Raw genomic sequence first — 18,266 nt, 5'->3', positions numbered from 1 at the left:
CACGGGAGGGCTCCAGACGGGTCGAGGGGATACACCCCTCCCCTTCTGTCACGCACGGCTCGCTCCAGAATCGCCTCGCCCGCGTGGTCCTGGGTGCCTGAGAGGTTCCGGGGAGGAATTGCCCCTTCGGCGCTGCCCTGGGTGGGTCAGTCTCTCCCACGCGTCATCATCAGCACGGTCAGCCTAACCCACGTCGCGCGCGCGGCGCCGTGCAGCCAGCTCGTCGGCCGCCCCGGTGGACGGGTCCTCGGCACGCTCGCTCGGCAGCTCCAGGAGAGACCCCTCGATCTCCTTCCACACACCGCCGATGGCGATGCCGAACACTCCCTGACCACCCTGGAGCAGGTCGATGACCTCGTCGGCCGACCGGCACTCGTACACGCTGGCGCCGTCACTCATCAGGGTGACCTCGGTCAGGTCGTCGGTGCCGCGCTCCCGCAGGTGCTCGACGGCCGTGCGGATCTGCTGCAGCGAGACCCCGGCGTCGAGGAGTCGCTTGATGATCTTGAGCAGCAGGACGTCGCGGAAGGAGTAGAGGCGCTGCGTGCCCGACCCGGTCGCGGAGCGGACGCTCGGCTCCACGAGCTTCGTGCGGGCCCAGTAGTCCAGCTGGCGATAGGTGATGCCGGCCGCGGAGCACGCGGTGGGACCGCGGAAACCGGTGTCGACCGGCATCGGCGCCAGGTCGTCGGTGAACAACAGACCCTGGTCTCCGGCCTTCGCCACGGCGACGCCGGTATCCGTGCTCTCGTCGCGAGGTTCGATCATGACACCGGCCTTCCGAACGGGGTGAGGTGCAGCCTACCGCGGCGCGGTGACGCCGGGGGCTCCCTCGGTAGTCTCAAGGTAAGGGTGAGACTTGGCCGGGTCAACGACCGAGCGTCCGGCGCGGCGTGTCGCAACCCTTGAGGGCCGCTCGAGGGTTGGACCACTCGGTGGTGGAGGTGTGAGGGGACCCCGCGCCCGAGCCTCGAAACCATTGTCCCCGCGCCACCGCTCGGTGGTTGAGGTGCGAGGGCGCCCCGCGCCCGAGCCTCGAAACCACCATCCCCGCGTCGGGCGTGCACCTCACCGGGTTTCGTGGCTCGTCGCAGAGCTCCTCGCACCTCAACCAAAATCTTCGGGCTCGATCTCGTCGAGGAACTCACGGAACTTCTCGACCTCGGCCTCCTCCTCGGAGGTCGACACGATGCCGGCGTCGTCCAGCACGTCCTCGGCGCAGAAGATCCGGGCGCCGGCCCGCAGGGCCAGGGCGATCGAGTCCGACGGCCGCGCACTGACGACGGCACCGGAGGCGAACCGCAGCTCGGCGAAGAACACCCCGTCGGTGACGTCGACGATCTCGACCCGGTCGAGCTCGTCGCCCAGCGCGACGACCAGCTGGTTCATCAGGTCGTGGGTCAACGGGCGGACCGTCTCGGTGCCCTGGTGGGCGTACGCGATCGCGGACGCCTCCACCGCGCCGATCCAGATCGGCACGAACCGCGAGCCCTCGGCCTCCCGCAGCAGCACCAGCGGCTGCTGGGTCGGCATCTCGACCCGGACCCCGACGACCTCGACCTCGCGCACCGCGATCAGCGACCCTGCAGTCCGTGTCGCACCAGCAGGGTGTGCAGGCGCACCGACAGCGCCGCGAGGTCGGCGGTGACCCGTTGTGCGTCGTCGCCTGCGCGTGGGTCCAGGACCTGACGGATCAGGCTGACCTCACGGGTCGCGGCCGCCCGGAACGGCCGGAGATGACGGGGTTCGACCCCCAGCTGGGCGAACTCCCCCGCCAGGTTGGCCACGGCGAGGTCGTCACCGTCGTAGTACGTCTGGTTCGGTCGGCGCTCGATGACCCCGTGCGCCTCGAGCTCGTCGAGGACGTCGCCGTCGATGCCGGCCGCCTCGAGCAGGTCGGCGCGCGTCAGCCGGACCTGGCTGGGCTTCTCGGAGAAGGTGGCGGCGTCGGGCAGGTCGTCGGCCGCGAGGGCCACGCTCGGCGACCAGCGTCCGGCCGAGGGGACCCGGCCGTTGTCCATGTCGTCGAGGACCTCGCGGATGTGGCTCAGCGGCCAGAAGGCATCCCGCTGCTGGCGCAGGATGAAGCGCAGACGCTCGACGTCGGCGAACGAGAACTTGCGGTACCCCGAGGAGGTGCGTTCGGGCTCCAGGAGCCCCTCGGACTCCAGGTACCGGATCTTGGTGATGGTGAGATCAGGGAACTCGACCCGCATCTCGTCGAGCACCTTGCCGATGCCCAGACGCGCGATCTCGGGCATCGGCTCGGTCATGCGCCGCCTCGCAGGGCCCCTGCGAAGTAGATGAGGCGGTACTTGCCGAACTGGACCTCGTCGCCACCGGACAGGACGACGTCGCCGTCGATCCGGTCGCGGTTGACGTAGGTGCCGTTGAGGCTGCCGAGGTCGGCGACGGTGAACCCCACGTCGGTGCGGCGGAAGACCGCGTGCCGACGCGAGACGCTGATGTCGTCGAGGAAGATCGCGCTGTCGGGATGCCGTCCGACCGAGATGTCGTCGGAGTCGAGCAGGAACCTCGCGCCGGCGTCGGGACCACGCTGCACCAGCAGCATGGCGCTGCCGGCGGGCAGGTTCTCGACCGCGGAGATGTCGGTGGCGCTCATCTCCTCGGTGTCGTGGTCGACGACGGGGATGTGCGACGTGTGGTCGCTCATCGGCCCGGAGACGCCGGACTCGTCAGCAGGCGAGGACATCCCTGATCACTCCTGGTCGGCTCGGACGGGCGATGGGTCCAACCTAACACTCCGGGAGGTCTGCGGACGATGACTACGCCGACGTGATGGCGGTGTAGCGCTCGGCCGTCAGGAGGCCGGCCGTCGGGTCGTCGTCGGTGACCCGCAGCTTCAGCAACCACCCCTCGCCGTAGGGGTCGGAGTTGATGACCTCCGGCCCTCCGTCGAGCGCGTCGTTGCGGGCGATCACCTCGCCGGCCACGGGGCAGAAGATGTCGCTGACGGACTTCGTGGACTCCAGCTCGCCCACGACGGCGCCTTCCTGGAGGACGTCGCCGACCGCGGGCAGCTCGACGTAGACGATGTCGCCCAGGGCGTCCTGGGCGTAGTCGGTGATCCCGATGGTGACGACGTCGTCGTCGACGCGCACCCACTCGTGCTCTTCGCTGTAGTACAGGTCCTCGGGGATCACGGCTGCTCCTCGGCCACGGGCGTCAGGGACGCGGTCAGGGCGCGTCCGGGTCGCAGGTCACGACCCCGGACGAGCGTACTCGGGGGTCACCGGGTCGACCAATGCGGTGATGGTGACCGATTCGACCAGGCGGACCGCGAGCCGGGCGTCGCGGCCGGCGAACCGGTCGGCGATCCCCCCGCGGATCTGCAGCGCCGACGCCATCGTCTCGGCATCGCCGATGGCCTCGATGACGAACGGACGCTCGACGAGACGACCACCGACGCGCACGCCGTCGGTGTCGTCGCCGAACCAGGTCTGCGCGACGACACGGGCGGTGCCATTGATGACGATCACCTCGGCGCCGGCATCCCTCAGCTCCTGCACGGTGTCGAGCAGCAGTCCGGCGTCGACGGTGCCGGACGGGTCCGCCACGGTGATCCGCACCCCGGGCCCGGTGGCGCCCACCCGGCCGGCCAGGATCGAGAGCTCCTCGCTGCGCCGCCGGGCCTCCGCCTCGGCCGTCGCCGACTGGTCGGTGGAGGACAACAGGTCGCTGCGGGTCTGGCTCAGCTCGCCGATCTGCTCCCCCAACCGGCTGTTGGCCGCCTCCAGGGACTTGAGCAGCTCCACCAGCTCGACCCCTCGCACCGAGGAGAAGGCCTCTCCGTCGTCCTGACGGACCTGGACGGTCAGGGCGAAGGCGAAGGTGCCCAGCAGGACCGCGACCAAGACCTGTCGGGCGATCGGGCGCCGCCGTGCCGCCCCTCCCACTGGATGCTCCTCGACCTCAGGCACGGAAGATCCTCCTCCGGATGGCGGCGGCGTTGGCGAAGATCCGGATGCCGAGGACGACGACCACACCCGTCGAGAGCTGCGACCCGACCCCCAGCTGGTCACCGAGGAAGACGATGAGTGCGGCGATCACCACGTTGGAGATGAAGGAGATGACGAACACGCGGTCGTCGAACCGCTTCTCGCCCAGGGCCCGTACGGCCCCCACGACGGCGTCGAGCGCCGCGATGATCGCGATGGGCAGGTACGGCTGCAGCGCGAGCGGCACCGTGGGCTGCAGCAGCAGGCCGGCCGTGACGCCGACGACGAGGCCGATGACCGGGATCATGGGGCGCCTCCTTCCACTGCGGCCACCGAGACCGTGGTCCGACTGACGGGCGCGGCATCCAGCCGCAGGTCGTCGGCAGGCGACAACCCGAAGACCAGCGTGCCACCCAGCTCGCGGCGTTCCCAGTACCGACCCTCACCGCTGTCGAGGAAACGTTCGGCGAGCGTGTCGGAGGCACCGATCGCCTCGATCGTGTAGGGCGGACCGACGGAGCGGAAGTTGACGGTCAGGGTGCCGCCGGCGGAACGGATCGAGGTCAGGGCACCGATGCGCTGGCCGTTGAGCGCGACGGCCTCCGCCCCCACCGCCCACAGCGTGTTGACCACGCCGCGCAGCTCGGCATCGCTGACGTCGCCGTCGCCGGGATCGATCGAGATGACGATCCCGGGGCCGGTCACCTCCGACGCCCCGGTGAGGAGCCGGGCCCGCTGGCCGGTCTCGGTGGTGTCGTCGGCGGCCTGCAGGTCCTCGACCTCCGCCGACAGCGCCGCAGCCTGCGCCTCCCGCGTCTCCAGCTGGGCCTGCCGAGCCCGCACGTCGGCGATCAAGGTCTCGCGGGTCGCCTCGCTGGCGGGCCGGTCGCGGTAGTTCTGCACGGCGGTGATGGTGACCATGAGGGCGAACACCGTGACCACCACGGCCGTCCCGAACCCGTTGACGGTGCGCGACCGGGAGTAGCGACCGTCACGGACGAGGTAGTAGTCGTCGTCGAGAGCACGCTCGGCGATCTGGTCGAGCAGGCCGACGGACTCCTGGCTGTACGGGGTGCGCGGCTCGACCGGGTCGTCGCTGCGGGAGGTGGCCATGGCGACCCGCTCAGCCGGCCACGCGCTCGGTGCTGGCGAGCAGCTTGCGGACCTGGAACGCGTAGAGCACGCCTCCCCACCAGTACAGACCCACGCCCCAGATCGCGAACGCCCAGCCGAAGACGTTGGCGAGGTCGGCGACCGTGCCCGACCCGTCCCCCAGGAGCAGCAGCGGGAAGGCGTACAGCAGGCCGGCCGTGGCCGCCTTGCCCAGGAAGTGCACCGGCAGCGAGCTGTAGCCGCGGGTGCGCAGGAACGGTACGAGGCTGAACAGGAAGACGTCGCGCAGCGGCAGGGCGACGGCCAACCACCAGGGGATGATCTCGCGCAGCCCGAGGCCGACGACCACGGCCAGGATGTACAACCGGTCGGCCACCGGGTCGAGGATGGCGCCGATCTTGGAGGTCTGACCGAGGCTCCGCGCCAGCTTGCCGTCGAGGTAGTCGGTGATGCCGGAGACGACCAGCACCACGAGCGCCAGCTCGTCGGCCTCCGGGCCGAGGACCAGCCACAGGAACACCGGGACGAGCAGCAGCCGGACGAAGCTGAGGAGGTTGGGGATCGTGAAGACCCGGTCCTCGCCCGTCGTCGCCACGGTGCCTCATTCCTCTACCGAGTGCGCATGCCGCCGACCGGCACACCGTCCACGGTCAGCCTAGGTCATCGGGACCGCCCGCACGGGGTCCGGATCGTGAGTCGCGACGGGGGTGGCCTTGCTCTCACGGCGCCGAGTGCCAAGATGGAGGAGAACGGACGTCAGCACATCCCCGGGCCCAGCGTGGCCCGAACCCGAGGAGGACACGTGGCCGACTACACCCTGCCCGAGCTCAACTACGACTACGGCGATCTGGACCCCCACATCTCCGGCAAGATCATGGAGCTGCACCACTCCAAGCACCACCAGAACTACGTCGGTGGGCTCAACACGGCCCTGGAGAAGCTCGAGGAGGCCCGCGCGACCGAGAACTACGGCGCGATCGCCGGCATCGAGAAGAACCTCGCGTTCAACCTCGGCGGCCACATCAACCACTCGATCTTCTGGAAGAACCTCTCCCCCGACGGCGGCGACAAGCCCACCGGGGAGCTGGCCGCGGCGATCGACGAGAACTTCGGCTCGTACGACGCGTTCCGGGCCCACTTCGAGCAGGTGGCCCTGACGATCCAGGGGTCCGGCTGGGCGATCCTCGCCTGGGACTCGCTCGGACAGAAGCTCCTCGTCGTCCAGCTCTACGACCAGCAGGCCAACATCCCGGCGACGCTGATCCCGATCACCCAGCTCGACATGTGGGAGCACGCCTTCTACCTCGACTACCTCAACGTCAAGGGCGACTACGTCAAGGCGTGGTGGAACATCGTCAACTGGGCCGACGCCCAGGAGCGGTTCACCGCGGCGACGACCGGCGGATCCATCATCTTCTGATCCACCCCCGCCCGACCCGGCCGGTGCCCGGCGGACCCCTCGGTCCGTCCGCGCACCGGCCGTGGTCTGCCCGGCCGCGACTCCGATGTTAGGCTCGCCTCGCCTAAGCACGCCCGACCCGAGGAGTTTCATGACCTCCGCACGTCCCCGCCTCCTGCGATCCGCCCTCGTCCTGACGAGCAGCCTGCTGGTGCTGACCGCCTGCGGATCGGACCCCGACGACACCGCGTCCGGCGATGCCCTGGTGGTCTACGTCGGCCGTGACGAGGAGCTGGTGTCGCCGCTCATCGAGCAGTTCACCGAGGAGACCGGCATCCAGGTCGAGGCCCGCTACGCCGGCACCACCGAGCACGCCGCGACGCTGATCGACGAGGGTGACCGCACCCCGGCCGACGTCTTCCTGTCGCAGGACGCGGGCGCGCTCGGCGCCCTGGCCGACGAGGGACTCCTGCGCGAGCTGCCCGCCGACATCACCGGCGCGGTGCTCCCCGAGTTCACCTCGACCGACGGCTCCTGGGTCGGCATCACCGGCCGCGCCCGCGTCATCGCCTACGACGGCGAGGAGCTCTCCGCCGACGAGGTCCCCGGCACCGTCGCGACGTTCGCCGAGCCCGAGTGGAGCGGCCGGGTCGGGTTCCCGCCCGGCAACGCGAGCTTCCAGGCCTTCGTCACGGCGTACCGCGTGGCCGAGGGCGACGACGCCGCCCGCGCCTGGCTCGAGGGCATGGAGAGCAACGACCTGCAGGAGTACGAGAACAACGTCGCGACCCTCACCGCCGTCGACGACGGCGCCCTCGACATCGGCCTGATCAACCACTACTACTGGTTCCGGGCCGCCGACGAGGTCGGTGCCGAGAACATGCGCGCGCAGCTGAAGTTCGCCGACCCGGGCGACCCGGGCGCCCTGGTCAACGTCACCGGCGCCGGTGTCCTCTCCGACGACCCGGACGCGCTGGCGTTCGTCGAGTACCTGATCTCCGAGACCGGACAGGCGTACTTCGTCGAGAACACCTTCGAGTACCCGCTCGTGCCGGGCGTCGCCGCGCCGGAGGGACTGCCGCCGCTGCAGGACCTGGAAGGACCGGACATCGACCTGTCCGACCTGGCGGACCTCGCCGCCACGGTCACCATGATCGAAGGGGCCGGACTGCTCTGAGTACCCCGCCGGCCACGACGCGACCCCCGCTCCCCCTGCTGCTCGCAGCGGGGGCGGGGGCTCTCGTCGCGTCGGTCCCGCTGTGGTACCTGCTGGTCCGGGGCATCGACGTCGGCTGGTCGGACGTGGCCGACACGGTCTGGCGTGGCCGGACCCTCTCCCTCGTCGTCCGCAGCCTGGGCCTCACCGCCGCCGTGTGCGCCTCCTGCCTCGTCATCGGGATGGCGACGGCCTGGGCCACCACCCGCCTGCGCCTCCCGGGCGGAGCCGCATGGCTGATGCTGGCCGCCCTGCCGCTGGCCGTCCCGTCGTACGTGTCGGCCTACGGGTGGCTCGCCACCTTTCCCGGGTGGAGCGGCTTCGTGCCGTCGTGGCTCATCCTCACCGCGGTCAGCACGCCGTACGTCACCCTCCCGGTCGCCGCTGCTCTGCGCAGCGCCGATCCCGCTCCGGCGGAGGTCGCCCGGTCGCTCGGCCGCGGCCCGACCGAGGCGTGGCGCACCGCGACCCTCCCCCAGCTGGCGCCCGCCGCCGGTGCCGGAACCCTGCTCGTCGCGCTCTACGTCCTGTCGGACTTCGGTGCCGTGTCGATGTTCCGCTTCCCGGTCTTCACCTTCGCGATCCAGCGCCAGTACGAGTCGTTCATCGGTCGTGACAGCGCCGTCGTCCTGGCCCTGATGCTCGCCGTCATCGCCCTGACGCTGGTCGCCGGGGAGAGACGCCTGCGTGGCCGGGGCGAACGGTGGCGGACCGGATCGGGCGTCCGGCGTCCGCCTGAGCCGATCGACCCCGGCCGGTGGGCCGCACCCGTGATGGCGGGAATGTTCGTCCTCCCGGTGATCGCCCTGGTGGTCCCCGTGGTCGCACTGTTCCGGCGTCTCGGCGAGGGCACCTCCCGGTCCCTGCAGTGGGACGAGCTGGTCGCAGCCGTCGTCGGCACCGTGGGCGTGTCGGCCGCGGCCGCGCTGGTGGTGCTGCTCCTGGCCATCCCCATCGGTGCACTGGCGGCCCGGTACCGCGGCCGCGCCGTCGCGGCGGTCGAGACCGGCGGCTACACCGGACACGCGCTGCCCGGCATCGTGGTCGCCCTGTCGCTCGTCTACTTCTCGCTACGGATCGTGCCCGACCTCTACCAGACCACCGCGGTCCTCGTCTTCGCCTACGCCGTGCTGTTCCTGCCCAAGGCGATCGGCGCCACCCGCGGTTCGATCTCGTTGGTGTCCCCCCAGCTGGCCCTGACCGCGCGGTCGTTGGGGCGCGGCCCGGTCGCCGCCCAACGGTCCACCACCTGGCGGCTCGCCTCCCCCGGCATCGCCGCCGGGGCGCTGCTCGTCATGCTGACGGCCATGAAGGAGCTGCCGGCGACGCTCATCCTCCGTCCGACCGGCTACGAGACGCTGGCCACCGAGATCTGGAGCCGCACCAACGCCTCGGCCTACGGCGCCGCTGCGCCCTATGCTCTGGCCCTGCTGGTGCTGGCCGCCCTGCCGGCCTTCTGGCTGTCGCGACCCCAGGCCTGGGAGGGACCCCGATGACGTCCGACCTCACCGTCAGCGGCCTGCACGCCTCCTACGGCTCCAACGCCGTCCTGCACGGCGTCGACCTCAAGGTCGGCCGGGGCTGCCTCACGGCCGTGCTCGGACCCAGCGGCTGCGGCAAGAGCACCCTGCTGAGGGTCGTGGCCGGGTTCCACCGTGCAACCTCTGGCATGGTCAGCGTCGGGGACCGGCTCGTCGACGACGGGCGACGGGTCGTGCCCCCGGAGCGCCGGCGCATCACCATCGTGCCGCAGGACGGGGCCCTGTTCCCCCACCTCACCGTCGCCGCCAACGTGGCCTACGGTCTGGCCCACGACCCGGGCCGGGCCTCCCGGACCGCCGAGATGCTGCAGCTGGTGGGCCTGCAGGACCTGGGCGACCGGTACCCGCACGAGCTGTCGGGCGGACAGCAGCAGCGGGTCGCCGTGGCCCGGGCGCTGGCTCCGCGGCCGGCGTTCGTCCTGCTCGACGAGCCGTTCTCGGCCCTCGACGCCCACCTGCGTGAGGTGGTCAGGCGCGACGTCCGGGACCTGATCCGTCTGGAGGGTGCCACCGCGGTCCTGGTCACCCACGACCAGGGCGAGGCGCTCTCGTTGGCCGACGACGTCGCCGTGATGCGCGACGGCGTGATCCTGCAGCAGGCCACCCCGCGCGAGGTCTACACCCGGCCCGCGGACGCCTGGGTGGCCGCCTTCGTCGGCGACGCGATCGTGCTCGACGCCCGGATCGAGGCCGACGTGGCCCACACGGTGCTGGGGCCGATCGGCGTGGACGGCCCCGTGCGCGGCCACCGGGTGGTCCTGCGACCGGAACAGCTCACCCTCGGGGACCACGGCGCCGATGCACGGGTCCGAGGCGTGGAGTTCCGCGGTGACAGCTCCCTGGTCCAGGTGCACCTCGGGACGGGGCAGGACCTGCTGGTGCGGCACCACGGCCCGCCCCCGCGCCCGGACGACACGGTCCGGGTCAGCGCCCGCGGCACGGTCTGGTCGGTGCCGGACTGACCTCTAGGGGTCCCGGCGGCGCCCGTGGGCCGCGAGGTCCCTGAGGTGGGCGTTGTACGCCTCCAGCGCAGCATCGTCGTCCCGGTCGGCCGCGCGGTCGAGCCGGCGCGCGTCGCGGACGTCGCTGCGGATCCACTGCACGAACAGCGCGATGAGGACCAGCAGCAACGGCACCTCCCCGAGCGCCCACGAGACGCTGCCGCCGAGGTACTGGTCGTCGAGCAGGTCGGTGGAGTAGGGACGGTCGATGGTCTGCCAGTAGGAAGCAGCCAGCACGGTCGAGGCCGACATGATCGCGATCGAGAAGAACGCGTGGAACGGGACGGTCACGATCAGCAGGGCGAACCGCACGAACGGGGCCAGGGCTCTCGGCGAGGGATCGACACCGACCAGGACGTAGTAGAACAGGGTGCCGACGCCGAGGAAGTGCAGCTCCATCGCCGCGTGTCCGAGGTGGTTGGACATCAGCCACCCGAACGCCGGGGTGAAGTACAGCCCGTAGAGGCTGCCGATGAACAGGACCGGCGGGACCAGCGGGTGGGTCACGGCTCGCGACCAGCGCGAGTGCAGGAAGCCGACGAGCATCGAGCGCGGCGACACCTCGCCGGGCTGACGCGGCCCGGGCAGCGTCCGCAGGGCGAGGGTCATCGGTGCCGCGAGCACGAGGAAGATCGGCGCGACCATCGACAGCAGCATGTGACTGACCATGTGCGCGCTGAAGAACACGTGGGAGTACGTGCCGAGTCCGCCGAACGTCGCCCACGCGATGACCAGCATGCCCAGTCCCCACGCCACCGACCGGCCCACCGGCCACCCGTCGCCCCGGCGGCGCAGCACCATGACGCCCCGCACGTAGAGAGCGACACCGAGCACCACGATCGCGATGCCCACCCCGTTGCCGTTGACGCTCGTCAGGAACTGCCCGACCGACGGCGCGGGAGGCATCGGACCGCCCAACAGCTCCTCGGCCGGCGTCTGCAGGATCGCGCCCACCGGAGGCGCGGTGCGGGCGAGGCCGATCGACACGCCGATGGTCGTGGCCATCAGCAACAGCTCGCCGGTGGCGAGCCGCGCGAAGCCGGCGCCGGAACGCTGCAGCCGACGGCGGTGCAGCCAGCCGAACACCCCCAGGGCCGTGAACAGCAGGATCTTCACGATCACCAGCGCGCCGTAGGTGCTGGTGAGGACCTCCTCGAGGGTGCGGAACCGGGTCGAGGCGTTCACGACCCCGGACAGGCCGACCGCCGCGAAGGCCCAGGCGGCCAGCACGGAGTACCGGGCGACCGCGGGCCCGGTGCGCTTGCTGCCGCGGGCGTTGACCCACGCGAGCGCCGCGAGTCCTCCGACCCAGGCGGCGATGCCCACGATGTGCAGGAACATGCTGGTGGTCGCGAGGGTGTGCGAGCCGCTGGAGGCGGAGTGCCCGGTGAAGGCGACCGGAGCGGTCGTCGCGAAGGCGAGCCCGAGCAGCAGGGCGAGGGTGCGGACGCCGATCGTCCACCGCAGCGCCACGGCCAGCACCAGGGCGCCGATCCCCTGCAGCCAGATCCCCCGGCCGGTCGGGTCGGCGGCGAAGCCGGTGATGACCGGCCAGCTGAGACCCGAGAGGGGCCGGGCGAACACCTCGGCGGCGGTGAGGACCAGCAGCACGAAGGACGCGACGGCCCACACCCCGGCGGCGCGACGGGCCAGACCCACGGCGTCGACGGCGAGACCTTCGACCACGTTCCTGCCGCCCGGCAGCAGGAAGACCGCAGCCAGGAGGAAGCCGATCGTGGCGACCGCTGTCGCCTGCGTCAGGATCGTGAGGAGCGGAACGCCCCAACCGACCACGGAACCGGCGTCGGGGATGCCCTGCGGTGCGTCCTGGGGTGAGCCACCGCCGACCGACAGCACGACCACCATCGCACCCAGGCCCAGCAGCAGTCCTGCGGTCGTCAGACGGACCCGGGTCGCGGTCACCTGGCGTCCTCGCGGCGACGGACCAGGGGCCAGGCGATGAGTCCCACGGCCACGGCGGCTGCTCCCGCACCCCACGCGATGTGTCCGCGGTGCCGGTGCAGGTAGGACTCCTCCGAGACGGGGGCAGCCGCGCCAGCCGCGGGCTCGGCGCCGGTGAGCAGCTCGAACGTCACCGTGCCCTCGACGGGGTGCCCGTCGGCCGACACGACCCGGTACGACAGCGCATAGCTGCCTCGCAGCGGGAGGTCGGGCACGTCGGCGGTGACGGTGGCGTCGACGATCCGGGGCTCACCGAGGTCCACGGCGGTGCCGTCGGGCGCGGTCAGGGCCAGGAACGCCGGTCGGGCGACGTTCTCGTTGAACGAGACGGTGACCTCGTCGGGCGCCTCGGTCAGGCTCGAGCCGTCCGCGGGGTCCGACGAGACCAGGCCGGCATGGGCCTCGGCCGGGAGCGTCGTGAGCGCCAACGGCGCGACGAGTCCGAGCACGAGCAGCACCCACGCTGCTCGTGCTCGGACCGGCTGTCGTTGATCAGGCACGGTGTCGATTCTGCCGGACCGCGACCAGCAGCGCTCCCAGAGCGACGAGCACGGCGACGCCCGCCAACGCCCGGGAGGCGGTGTCGGAGGCGTCCCCGGTGTCCGCGGACGCCGTGTCGACGTCGTCCGCGGTCTCGGCGGCCGCGAGCGCGAGGACGGGCGCCGGGTACTGCGGCTCGTCCTCGCCCTCGTCCGCGACCTCGGCCCAGTCGGCGATCTCACCGTCGGCGTAGGTCTGCTCGGCGGTGAAGGTGATCCGGTCGGCGTCGGGGAACGGGCCGCCCGACAGGGCGAATTCGTCGAACTGACCGACGCCGATGCCCTCGCCGGTGGCGGTCCACGTGATGGTGCGGATCGCCTCGGAGACCGTGAAGTCACCGACCTCGACCGGCTCGTCGAGGGTCTCGACCTCGGTCTCGACCGTCCAACCGGGCTTGGCGCCGGCGGTGACGAAGGCGAACGGGGCGTCGGCGGGCAGGGTCACGACCAGCTTCGTCGTGGCGGCGGTGTCGGACTCGTTGGGCACGCGGAACGTGACCTTGCCGAACCCGCCGGGACTGGCGTCGGTCGACGAGACCGACACGTGGGCCCCGGCCGGGACGGCCGCCAGCAGCAGGGCCGTGGCAGCCACGACGGGGGTGATGAGCGCAGCGCGCAGCCGCGAGGTGTTTCGTTTCACAGGATGTCCTTCGGATGAGAGATGTCAGGGGGTTCGCGTCAGACGAACCGCACCGGAGGACCTCTCATGCCGCGGTCGAACAATCGGGACAAGCCCTCGCCGCAGAGGCCGGAGAAGGGGACCGCGGCGGCGGGGGTGGCGGTGACCTCGGGGAGCCGGAGGGTCAGGACGAGCCCCGGGGCGAGACGGGTGACGAGCGACCAGGCGAAGGACTCGCCCCGGCGCAGCACGACGGCGCTGACGGCGGTGGCGACCACGTGGGTGGCGAGCATCGCCGCCGAGGAGCCGGCCACGTGGTCGGTCGCGACGACGTGCAGTCCCGCCTGCGCGAGGACCAGCAGACCCACCAGCTGCCCGGTCGTGAGCCGGCGACGAGCCAGCGACCAGGTCACGGCGGCGGCCGCCAGGAACACGACCGCGGCTGCCGAGGGGCTCACGCCGCCACCGGCGGACCCGTGAGCCAGCACCGCGGTGGCGGTGCACACCGACGCCGCACCGGCGGTGCGGGCCAGGCGCAGGGGCACCGCGGTCGGGGAGCTCACCGGGTCATCCTACGAAGCCTGCGAACGTCCCCGACGCCCCGGGCCACCGTCGGTCCGTAGGGTGGAGCACATGGCCACCGACCTGCGTACCGACCTGACCACCGCGTCCGTGATCGAGCTCGACGACGCGTGGGGCGCGCACAACTACCACCCGCTCCCGGTCGTCATCAGCAGCGGCGAGGGCGCGTGGGTGACCGACGTGGAAGGCCGCCGGTACCTCGACTTCCTCTCCGGGTACTCCGCGCTGAACTTCGGGCACCGTCACCCCGACCTGATCCGGGCCGCGCACGAGCAGCTCGACCGCCTGACCCTCACCTCGCGCGCGTTCCACAACGACCGGTACGGCGCCTTCTGCCGCGACCTCGCCGCGCTGACCGGCACCGACACGGTGCTCACCATGAACACCGGTGCCGAGGCGGTGGAGTCGGCCATCAAGGTCGCCCGCAAGTGGGCCTACGAGGTCAAGGGCGTCGCCTTCGACGCCGCCGAGATCATCGTCGCCGCGGGCAACTTCCACGGCCGGACGACCACGATCGTCTCGTTCTCCGACGACCCGGCGGCCCACGACAACTACGGCCCGTTCACTCCCGGCTTCGTCACCGTTCCGTACGGCGACGCCCAGGCGGTGCGGGACGCGATCGGCCCCAACACCGCGGCGGTCCTCATGGAGCCCATCCAGGGCGAGGCGGGGGTCGTCGTGCCGCCGGCCGGGTTCTGGGCCGACGTGCGCGCCACGTGCACCGAGAACGACGTGCTGATGATCGCCGACGAGATCCAGTCGGGGCTGGCCCGCACCGGCACCTTGTTCGCCCTCGACCACGAAGGGGTCCGCGCGGACCTCTACACGCTCGGCAAGGCCCTCGGTGGCGGGATCATCCCCGTGTCGGCCGTCGTCGGTCGCGGAGACGTGCTGGGGGTGCTGAAGCCCGGCCAGCACGGATCCACCTTCGGCGGGTACCCCGTCGCGGCCGCTGTCGGCCACGCCGTGGTCGACCTGCTGGCGACCGGCGAGTTCCAGGCCAGGTCCACCGAGCTGGGCGCCCACCTGCATGCCCGGCTCGGCGAGCTGGTCGGCCACGGGGTGGCCGCCGTCCGCGGCCGCGGCCTGTGGGCGGGCGTCGACATCGACCCGATGTACCGCACCGGTCGGGAGGTGTCGATGGCCCTGCGCGACCAGGGCGTGCTCTGCAAGGAGACCCACGAACGCACCTTGCGCATGGCTCCCCCGCTGGTCATCTCCCGTGACGAGATCGACCGGGCGGTCGACGCGCTGGCCGCCGCGCTGCAGGCCTGACGGCCGGGGCACCACCGTGATCGACCTGCTGCTCATCGTCGTCAGCGGCGTCGCCGTGGGCATCGTGACGGTGGGGCTCATCGGGGCCTTCCGGGTACGGGGCGTCCGCCGGAGGCACCGTGAGCGGGTCGCCGCCGTGCGTCCCACCCACAGCGGTGCCGCGGCCCTGTTCGGCATCGCCTCCCAGGGCCGGCACCAGAGCCCCGGCCCCGGCACCCTCGCGGTGGGACCGGATCAGCTGGCCTTCGTCCAGGTGTGGCCGGAGCGCCAGGTGCTGGTCGACCGCGCGCAGATCACGTCGGTCACCTCCACCCGGCACTTCCTCGGCCGGACGGTCGAGCACGACCTGTTGCTCGTCACCTGGGACTCCGGCGGCCAGGGTGACGCTGCAGCCTTCGACGTCACCGACCTGGACGGCTGGCGGTCCCGGCTCTCCTGACCGCTCATCCGAAGTGGGCCGCACCACCGGGCGGCGCCGGCGACGGGGCGGTGTCGGCGTCGCTGAAGGCGGTGCCGCCGCCGAACCGGTCGCGCGTCTCGCGCGGGTCGAGGACCCGGTACGGCAGCGGCGCGCCGGCCGCCCGGCGGGCCAGGTCGCGCCACGGCACCGCGGCGGTCGACGCGACCAGCAGGACGTTGCCGGACCGGCGGCCCTTCAACGTCGCCGGTTCGCCGCTCGCCACCACGGTCCCGAACTCCTCGCCCACCCCGGCCAGCACCCGCCTGAGCCAGGGGAACGGCGCCCGGTCGGCCAGGTTGAGCAGCACCAGTCCCCCACCCACCAGCACGCGCGCCACGTCGGCGAGGAACTCACGGGTGACCAGCTCGGCCGGGACCTGCGCGCCGTCGAAGGCGTCGAGCACGACCACGTCGGCCCAGTCGTCGCGCATCGCGGCGATCCCGGCCCGGCCGCCGACCGGACGCACCTTGATGCCGCTGCGGTCCGGCAGGGGCAGCCGCGCGCGCACCAGGTCGGTGAGCTCCTCATCGGGCTCCAGCACGACCTGGGCCGTGCCGGGGCGCGTCGCTGCCACGTAGCGCGGCAGGGTCATCGCCGCTCCTCCGACGTGCACGACCCGCAGCCGGTCCGGCGTCTCGATCACGTCGAGCACGTCGGCCATGCGGCGGACGTACTCGAACTCCAGGTGCAGGGGGTCGTCGAGGACGACGTAGGACTGCTCCGTGCCGTCGACCCGCAGGGTCCACCCGCCCGGCCTCGCCCGGTCAGGGACGAGCTCGACGCCGCGCACCCCGCGATCAGCCCACCCGCAGCCGGCGGGGCCCGCCGGGGAGGTCGATCTGCACCACGGCTCCCCGGGTCAGCTGGCGCCCCCGCCGGGTCTCGGTCTCACCGTCGACCGACACGTCGCCACTGCCGATGATGGCTGCGGCCTGCGCTCCCGACTCCGCCACGTCGGCGAACTTCAACAGCTGTCCGAGACGGATCATGTCGCCGGTGATGCTCACGGTCTCGGTGTCGTCGGTCATCGGGCCAGCCTAGAGTCTGGTCACATGGAGACCAGCACGGTGCGTACCGACGCCTGGGTGTGGGCCGTCCGCCTGTTCTCGAGCCGTGCCGCCGCCACGGCCGCCTGCAAGGGCGGGCACGTCCATGTCAACGGTCATCGAGCCAAGCCCGCGCAGCCGTTGCGGGTGGGCGACCGGGTCGAGGCCACGACGCCCGGCGGACCCCGGGTGGTCGTGGTGACGCGACTCATCGCCAAGCGGGTCGGCGCCCCCGTGGCCGCAGGGTGCTTCACCGACCACTCCCCACCGCCACCGCCGAAGGCCGAACGGCCGATCGCCCCCCGCCGCGATCCCGGGGCCGGGCGTCCGACCAAACGTGATCGCCGCGCGATCGACCGGCTGCGCGGCCGCTGACCTCAACGGCGTGCGCGGTCCCTCCGACGCAGGAGGCCGAGCGGGAACGGTTCCTCGGGCTGGTCGACGGCGACCGCGGCGGAGTAGTGACCCACCAGCTCACCGCAGAGGGCCGACCACCGCCGGCCCATCACCGACCGGCGGGCAGCCACGCCGAAGGCGCGACGCTTCGACTCGTCACCCACCAGGTCGAGCACCCGGGCCCGCATCCCGGCGAGGTCACCGGGCGCGTACAACCAGCCGGTGCGGCTCTCGTCGACCAGGTCGACCGGCCCGCCCTTGGCGACCGCGACGACCGGAACCCCCGACGCCAGACCCTCCTGCACGACCTGGCAGAACGTCTCGGTCTCCCCCGGGTTGACCAGGACGTCGAGGGCGGCCATGTGGCGGGCGAGGTCTGCTCCGTGGAGCATCCCGGTGAAGTGGGCCCCGGGCAGCAGGCCCTCGAGTCGACTGCGCTCCGGCCCGTCCCCGATGACGACCAGCCGGGTGCCCGGGAGCCCGTCGAGGGCCGCGAGGTCGGCGACCTGCTTCTCGGGGGCGAGGCGCCCGACGAAACCGATCAGTCGCTCCCCCGACGGCGCCAGCTGCTGCCGCAGGGCGAGGTCGCGGCGGTCGGGCGTGAACAGGTCGGTGTCGACGCCTCGACGCCACACCGCGATCCGTTCGACGCCGTGCGCCTCCAACGCGGCGACGGCCGAGGTCGAGGGCGCGAGGGTGACGGTGGCGCGGTCGTGGATGTCGCACACGCGGCGCCAGAACAGCTTCTCGGCCCAGGGCATCCCGTAGCCGGCGGCGTAGCTCGGCACGTCGGTCTGGTAGACCGCCACGATCGGGATGCCCAGCTCGCGGGCCGCGAGGGTGGCTCGCCACCCGAGCACGAACGGGGAGGCGAGGTGGACGACGTCGGGCCCGAACTCGCCCAGCAGCCGCACCAGGCGTCCCGCCCCGCCGGTGGCGACCCGCACGTCGGAGTACATCGGCAGCGACCAGGCCGGCACGGTGACGACCCGGGCACCGAAGACCTCGCTGGGGACGTCCCCGGCGGCGTCGGGGACGATCACGACGACCTCGTCACCTCTCCGTTGCAGGTGCTCGAGCACGTGCAGCACGGAGTTGACGACGCCGTTGGTCTGGGGCAGGAACGATTCGGCAACGATGGCGATCCTCATGACCACG

General features: G+C 72.0%; 23 protein-coding genes and 1 riboswitch. Of the genes, 7 read left to right on the top strand and 16 right to left on the bottom strand.

The window, feature by feature from the left end; all coding sequences use genetic code 11:
- Positions 1-74 precede the first annotated feature (74 nt).
- Positions 75-169: riboswitch (glycine riboswitch) on the bottom strand.
- 14 nt (positions 170-183) lie between these two features.
- The 9 genes from HMPREF0063_RS05855 to clsA all read right to left on the bottom strand — a co-directional run bounded on the left by HMPREF0063_RS05855 (position 184) and on the right by clsA (position 5,667).
- Positions 184-768, bottom strand: a complete 585-nt coding sequence (locus HMPREF0063_RS05855; protein ID WP_007077728.1) for a MerR family transcriptional regulator — start codon at positions 766-768, stop codon at positions 184-186.
- 339 nt (positions 769-1,107) lie between these two features.
- Positions 1,108-1,569 (bottom strand): bifunctional nuclease family protein, encoded by a 462-nt coding sequence (locus tag HMPREF0063_RS05850; protein WP_007077726.1) that lies wholly within the window; start codon positions 1,567-1,569, stop codon positions 1,108-1,110.
- Positions 1,570-1,574: 5 nt separating this feature from the next.
- Entirely contained in the window at positions 1,575-2,273 is a 699-nt protein-coding gene (gene ftsR / locus HMPREF0063_RS05845) for a transcriptional regulator FtsR (RefSeq protein WP_007077725.1), read from the bottom strand.
- Positions 2,270-2,713: an FHA domain-containing protein gene (locus tag HMPREF0063_RS05840; RefSeq protein ID WP_007077724.1), complete on the bottom strand. Its 444-nt coding sequence runs from the start codon at positions 2,711-2,713 to the stop codon at positions 2,270-2,272. The genes ftsR and HMPREF0063_RS05840 overlap by 4 nt, the downstream gene beginning before the upstream one ends.
- A gap of 73 nt (positions 2,714-2,786) precedes the next feature.
- Positions 2,787-3,164: a glycine cleavage system protein GcvH gene (gcvH, locus tag HMPREF0063_RS05835; protein WP_007077723.1), complete on the bottom strand. Its 378-nt coding sequence runs from the start codon at positions 3,162-3,164 to the stop codon at positions 2,787-2,789.
- Positions 3,165-3,221: 57 nt separating this feature from the next.
- Positions 3,222-3,941: a DUF881 domain-containing protein gene (locus HMPREF0063_RS05830; protein WP_007077722.1), complete on the bottom strand. Its 720-nt coding sequence runs from the start codon at positions 3,939-3,941 to the stop codon at positions 3,222-3,224.
- Positions 3,934-4,266 (bottom strand): small basic family protein, encoded by a 333-nt coding sequence (locus tag HMPREF0063_RS05825; RefSeq protein ID WP_007077721.1) that lies wholly within the window; start codon positions 4,264-4,266, stop codon positions 3,934-3,936. Before HMPREF0063_RS05825 ends, HMPREF0063_RS05830 begins: the two co-directional genes overlap by 8 nt.
- Positions 4,263-5,072 carry a DUF881 domain-containing protein gene (locus tag HMPREF0063_RS15685; RefSeq protein ID WP_007077720.1) on the bottom strand — a complete coding sequence of 270 codons (810 nt, stop codon included), beginning with the start codon at positions 5,070-5,072 and terminating at the stop codon, positions 4,263-4,265. The genes HMPREF0063_RS05825 and HMPREF0063_RS15685 overlap by 4 nt, the downstream gene beginning before the upstream one ends.
- A 10-nt stretch (positions 5,073-5,082) precedes the next feature.
- Positions 5,083-5,667 carry a cardiolipin synthase ClsA gene (gene clsA, locus HMPREF0063_RS05815; protein ID WP_007077719.1) on the bottom strand — a complete coding sequence of 195 codons (585 nt, stop codon included), beginning with the start codon at positions 5,665-5,667 and terminating at the stop codon, positions 5,083-5,085.
- A gap of 207 nt (positions 5,668-5,874) precedes the next feature.
- Here clsA and HMPREF0063_RS05810 point away from each other — a divergent pair, with 207 nt between their 5' ends.
- The 4 genes from HMPREF0063_RS05810 to HMPREF0063_RS05795 all read left to right on the top strand — a co-directional run bounded on the left by HMPREF0063_RS05810 (position 5,875) and on the right by HMPREF0063_RS05795 (position 10,190).
- Positions 5,875-6,492: a superoxide dismutase gene (locus HMPREF0063_RS05810; protein WP_007077718.1), complete on the top strand. Its 618-nt coding sequence runs from the start codon at positions 5,875-5,877 to the stop codon at positions 6,490-6,492.
- Between the two features lie 130 nt (positions 6,493-6,622).
- Positions 6,623-7,648, top strand: coding sequence for an iron ABC transporter substrate-binding protein (locus HMPREF0063_RS05805; RefSeq protein ID WP_007077717.1), 1,026 nt, complete (start codon positions 6,623-6,625; stop codon positions 7,646-7,648).
- Between the two features lie 125 nt (positions 7,649-7,773).
- Positions 7,774-9,183, top strand: coding sequence for an ABC transporter permease (locus HMPREF0063_RS05800; protein ID WP_007077716.1), 1,410 nt, complete (start codon positions 7,774-7,776; stop codon positions 9,181-9,183).
- A complete protein-coding gene (locus HMPREF0063_RS05795) occupies positions 9,180-10,190 on the top strand; it encodes an ABC transporter ATP-binding protein (RefSeq protein ID WP_007077715.1) in 1,011 nt (336 codons plus the stop codon). Before HMPREF0063_RS05800 ends, HMPREF0063_RS05795 begins: the two co-directional genes overlap by 4 nt.
- 3 nt (positions 10,191-10,193) lie before the next feature.
- Here the strand turns inward: HMPREF0063_RS05795 and HMPREF0063_RS05790 are convergent, their stop codons facing one another.
- The 4 genes from HMPREF0063_RS05790 to HMPREF0063_RS15680 are packed head-to-tail and all read right to left on the bottom strand — an operon-like array spanning position 10,194 to position 13,912.
- Positions 10,194-12,152 (bottom strand): bifunctional copper resistance protein CopD/cytochrome c oxidase assembly protein, encoded by a 1,959-nt coding sequence (locus HMPREF0063_RS05790; RefSeq protein ID WP_007077714.1) that lies wholly within the window; start codon positions 12,150-12,152, stop codon positions 10,194-10,196.
- The gene (locus HMPREF0063_RS05785) at positions 12,149-12,691 is read right to left on the bottom strand and encodes a copper resistance CopC family protein (RefSeq protein WP_007077713.1); all 543 of its coding nucleotides are present in this window, start codon (positions 12,689-12,691) and stop codon (positions 12,149-12,151) included. Before HMPREF0063_RS05785 ends, HMPREF0063_RS05790 begins: the two co-directional genes overlap by 4 nt.
- Positions 12,684-13,370, bottom strand: a complete 687-nt coding sequence (locus tag HMPREF0063_RS05780; RefSeq protein WP_007077712.1) for a YcnI family protein — start codon at positions 13,368-13,370, stop codon at positions 12,684-12,686. The genes HMPREF0063_RS05785 and HMPREF0063_RS05780 overlap by 8 nt, the downstream gene beginning before the upstream one ends.
- Before the next feature lie 38 nt (positions 13,371-13,408).
- Positions 13,409-13,912, bottom strand: coding sequence for a hypothetical protein (locus tag HMPREF0063_RS15680; protein ID WP_007077711.1), 504 nt, complete (start codon positions 13,910-13,912; stop codon positions 13,409-13,411).
- A gap of 70 nt (positions 13,913-13,982) precedes the next feature.
- Between HMPREF0063_RS15680 and rocD the strand changes: the two genes are divergently transcribed.
- Both rocD and HMPREF0063_RS05765 read left to right on the top strand, forming a co-directional pair.
- Positions 13,983-15,206, top strand: a complete 1,224-nt coding sequence (rocD, locus tag HMPREF0063_RS05770) for an ornithine--oxo-acid transaminase (protein WP_007077710.1) — start codon at positions 13,983-13,985, stop codon at positions 15,204-15,206.
- A 16-nt stretch (positions 15,207-15,222) separates the two neighbouring features.
- Positions 15,223-15,645, top strand: coding sequence for a hypothetical protein (locus HMPREF0063_RS05765; RefSeq protein WP_007077709.1), 423 nt, complete (start codon positions 15,223-15,225; stop codon positions 15,643-15,645).
- 4 nt (positions 15,646-15,649) lie between these two features.
- Here HMPREF0063_RS05765 and HMPREF0063_RS05760 read toward each other — a convergent pair whose 3' ends face one another.
- Positions 15,650-16,456 (bottom strand): spermidine synthase, encoded by an 807-nt coding sequence (locus HMPREF0063_RS05760; protein WP_007077708.1) that lies wholly within the window; start codon positions 16,454-16,456, stop codon positions 15,650-15,652.
- A gap of 7 nt (positions 16,457-16,463) precedes the next feature.
- Complete coding sequence (locus tag HMPREF0063_RS05755; RefSeq protein WP_007077707.1) at positions 16,464-16,694, bottom strand: RNA-binding S4 domain-containing protein; 231 nt, start codon at positions 16,692-16,694, stop codon at positions 16,464-16,466.
- Between the two features lie 24 nt (positions 16,695-16,718).
- Here HMPREF0063_RS05755 and HMPREF0063_RS05750 point away from each other — a divergent pair, with 24 nt between their 5' ends.
- Complete coding sequence (locus HMPREF0063_RS05750) at positions 16,719-17,087, top strand: RNA-binding S4 domain-containing protein (RefSeq protein WP_007077706.1); 369 nt, start codon at positions 16,719-16,721, stop codon at positions 17,085-17,087.
- Between the two features lie 2 nt (positions 17,088-17,089).
- On the opposite strand, the gene HMPREF0063_RS05745 is transcribed toward HMPREF0063_RS05750, so the two are convergent.
- The gene (locus tag HMPREF0063_RS05745; protein ID WP_040320578.1) at positions 17,090-18,259 is read right to left on the bottom strand and encodes a glycosyltransferase family 4 protein; all 1,170 of its coding nucleotides are present in this window, start codon (positions 18,257-18,259) and stop codon (positions 17,090-17,092) included.
- Positions 18,260-18,266 lie beyond the last annotated feature (7 nt).

Origin of the sequence: Aeromicrobium marinum DSM 15272, assembly GCF_000160775.2 — a bacterium.
Taxonomy (GTDB): domain Bacteria; phylum Actinomycetota; class Actinomycetes; order Propionibacteriales; family Nocardioidaceae; genus Aeromicrobium; species Aeromicrobium marinum.
The sequence above is the reverse complement of the archived record's forward strand: the minus strand, read 5'-3'. Positions and strand labels throughout refer to the sequence as shown.

Excerpts from the sequence above, each read along its gene's own strand:
- HMPREF0063_RS05855 (WP_007077728.1), bottom strand. The coding sequence starts at position 768 with ATGATCGAACCTCGCGACGAGAGCACGGATACCGGCGTCGCCGTGGCG.
- ftsR (WP_007077725.1), bottom strand. The coding sequence starts at position 2,273 with ATGACCGAGCCGATGCCCGAGATCGCGCGTCTGGGCATCGGCAAGGTG.
- HMPREF0063_RS05840 (WP_007077724.1), bottom strand. The coding sequence starts at position 2,713 with ATGTCCTCGCCTGCTGACGAGTCCGGCGTCTCCGGGCCGATGAGCGAC.
- HMPREF0063_RS05825 (WP_007077721.1), bottom strand. The coding sequence starts at position 4,266 with ATGATCCCGGTCATCGGCCTCGTCGTCGGCGTCACGGCCGGCCTGCTG.
- HMPREF0063_RS15685 (WP_007077720.1), bottom strand. The coding sequence starts at position 5,072 with ATGGCCACCTCCCGCAGCGACGACCCGGTCGAGCCGCGCACCCCGTAC.
- HMPREF0063_RS05805 (WP_007077717.1), top strand. The coding sequence starts at position 6,623 with ATGACCTCCGCACGTCCCCGCCTCCTGCGATCCGCCCTCGTCCTGACG.
- HMPREF0063_RS05795 (WP_007077715.1), top strand. The coding sequence starts at position 9,180 with ATGACGTCCGACCTCACCGTCAGCGGCCTGCACGCCTCCTACGGCTCC.
- rocD (WP_007077710.1), top strand. The coding sequence starts at position 13,983 with ATGGCCACCGACCTGCGTACCGACCTGACCACCGCGTCCGTGATCGAG.
- HMPREF0063_RS05755 (WP_007077707.1), bottom strand. The coding sequence starts at position 16,694 with ATGACCGACGACACCGAGACCGTGAGCATCACCGGCGACATGATCCGT.
- HMPREF0063_RS05750 (WP_007077706.1), top strand. The coding sequence starts at position 16,719 with ATGGAGACCAGCACGGTGCGTACCGACGCCTGGGTGTGGGCCGTCCGC.
- HMPREF0063_RS05745 (WP_040320578.1), bottom strand. The coding sequence starts at position 18,259 with ATGAGGATCGCCATCGTTGCCGAATCGTTCCTGCCCCAGACCAACGGC.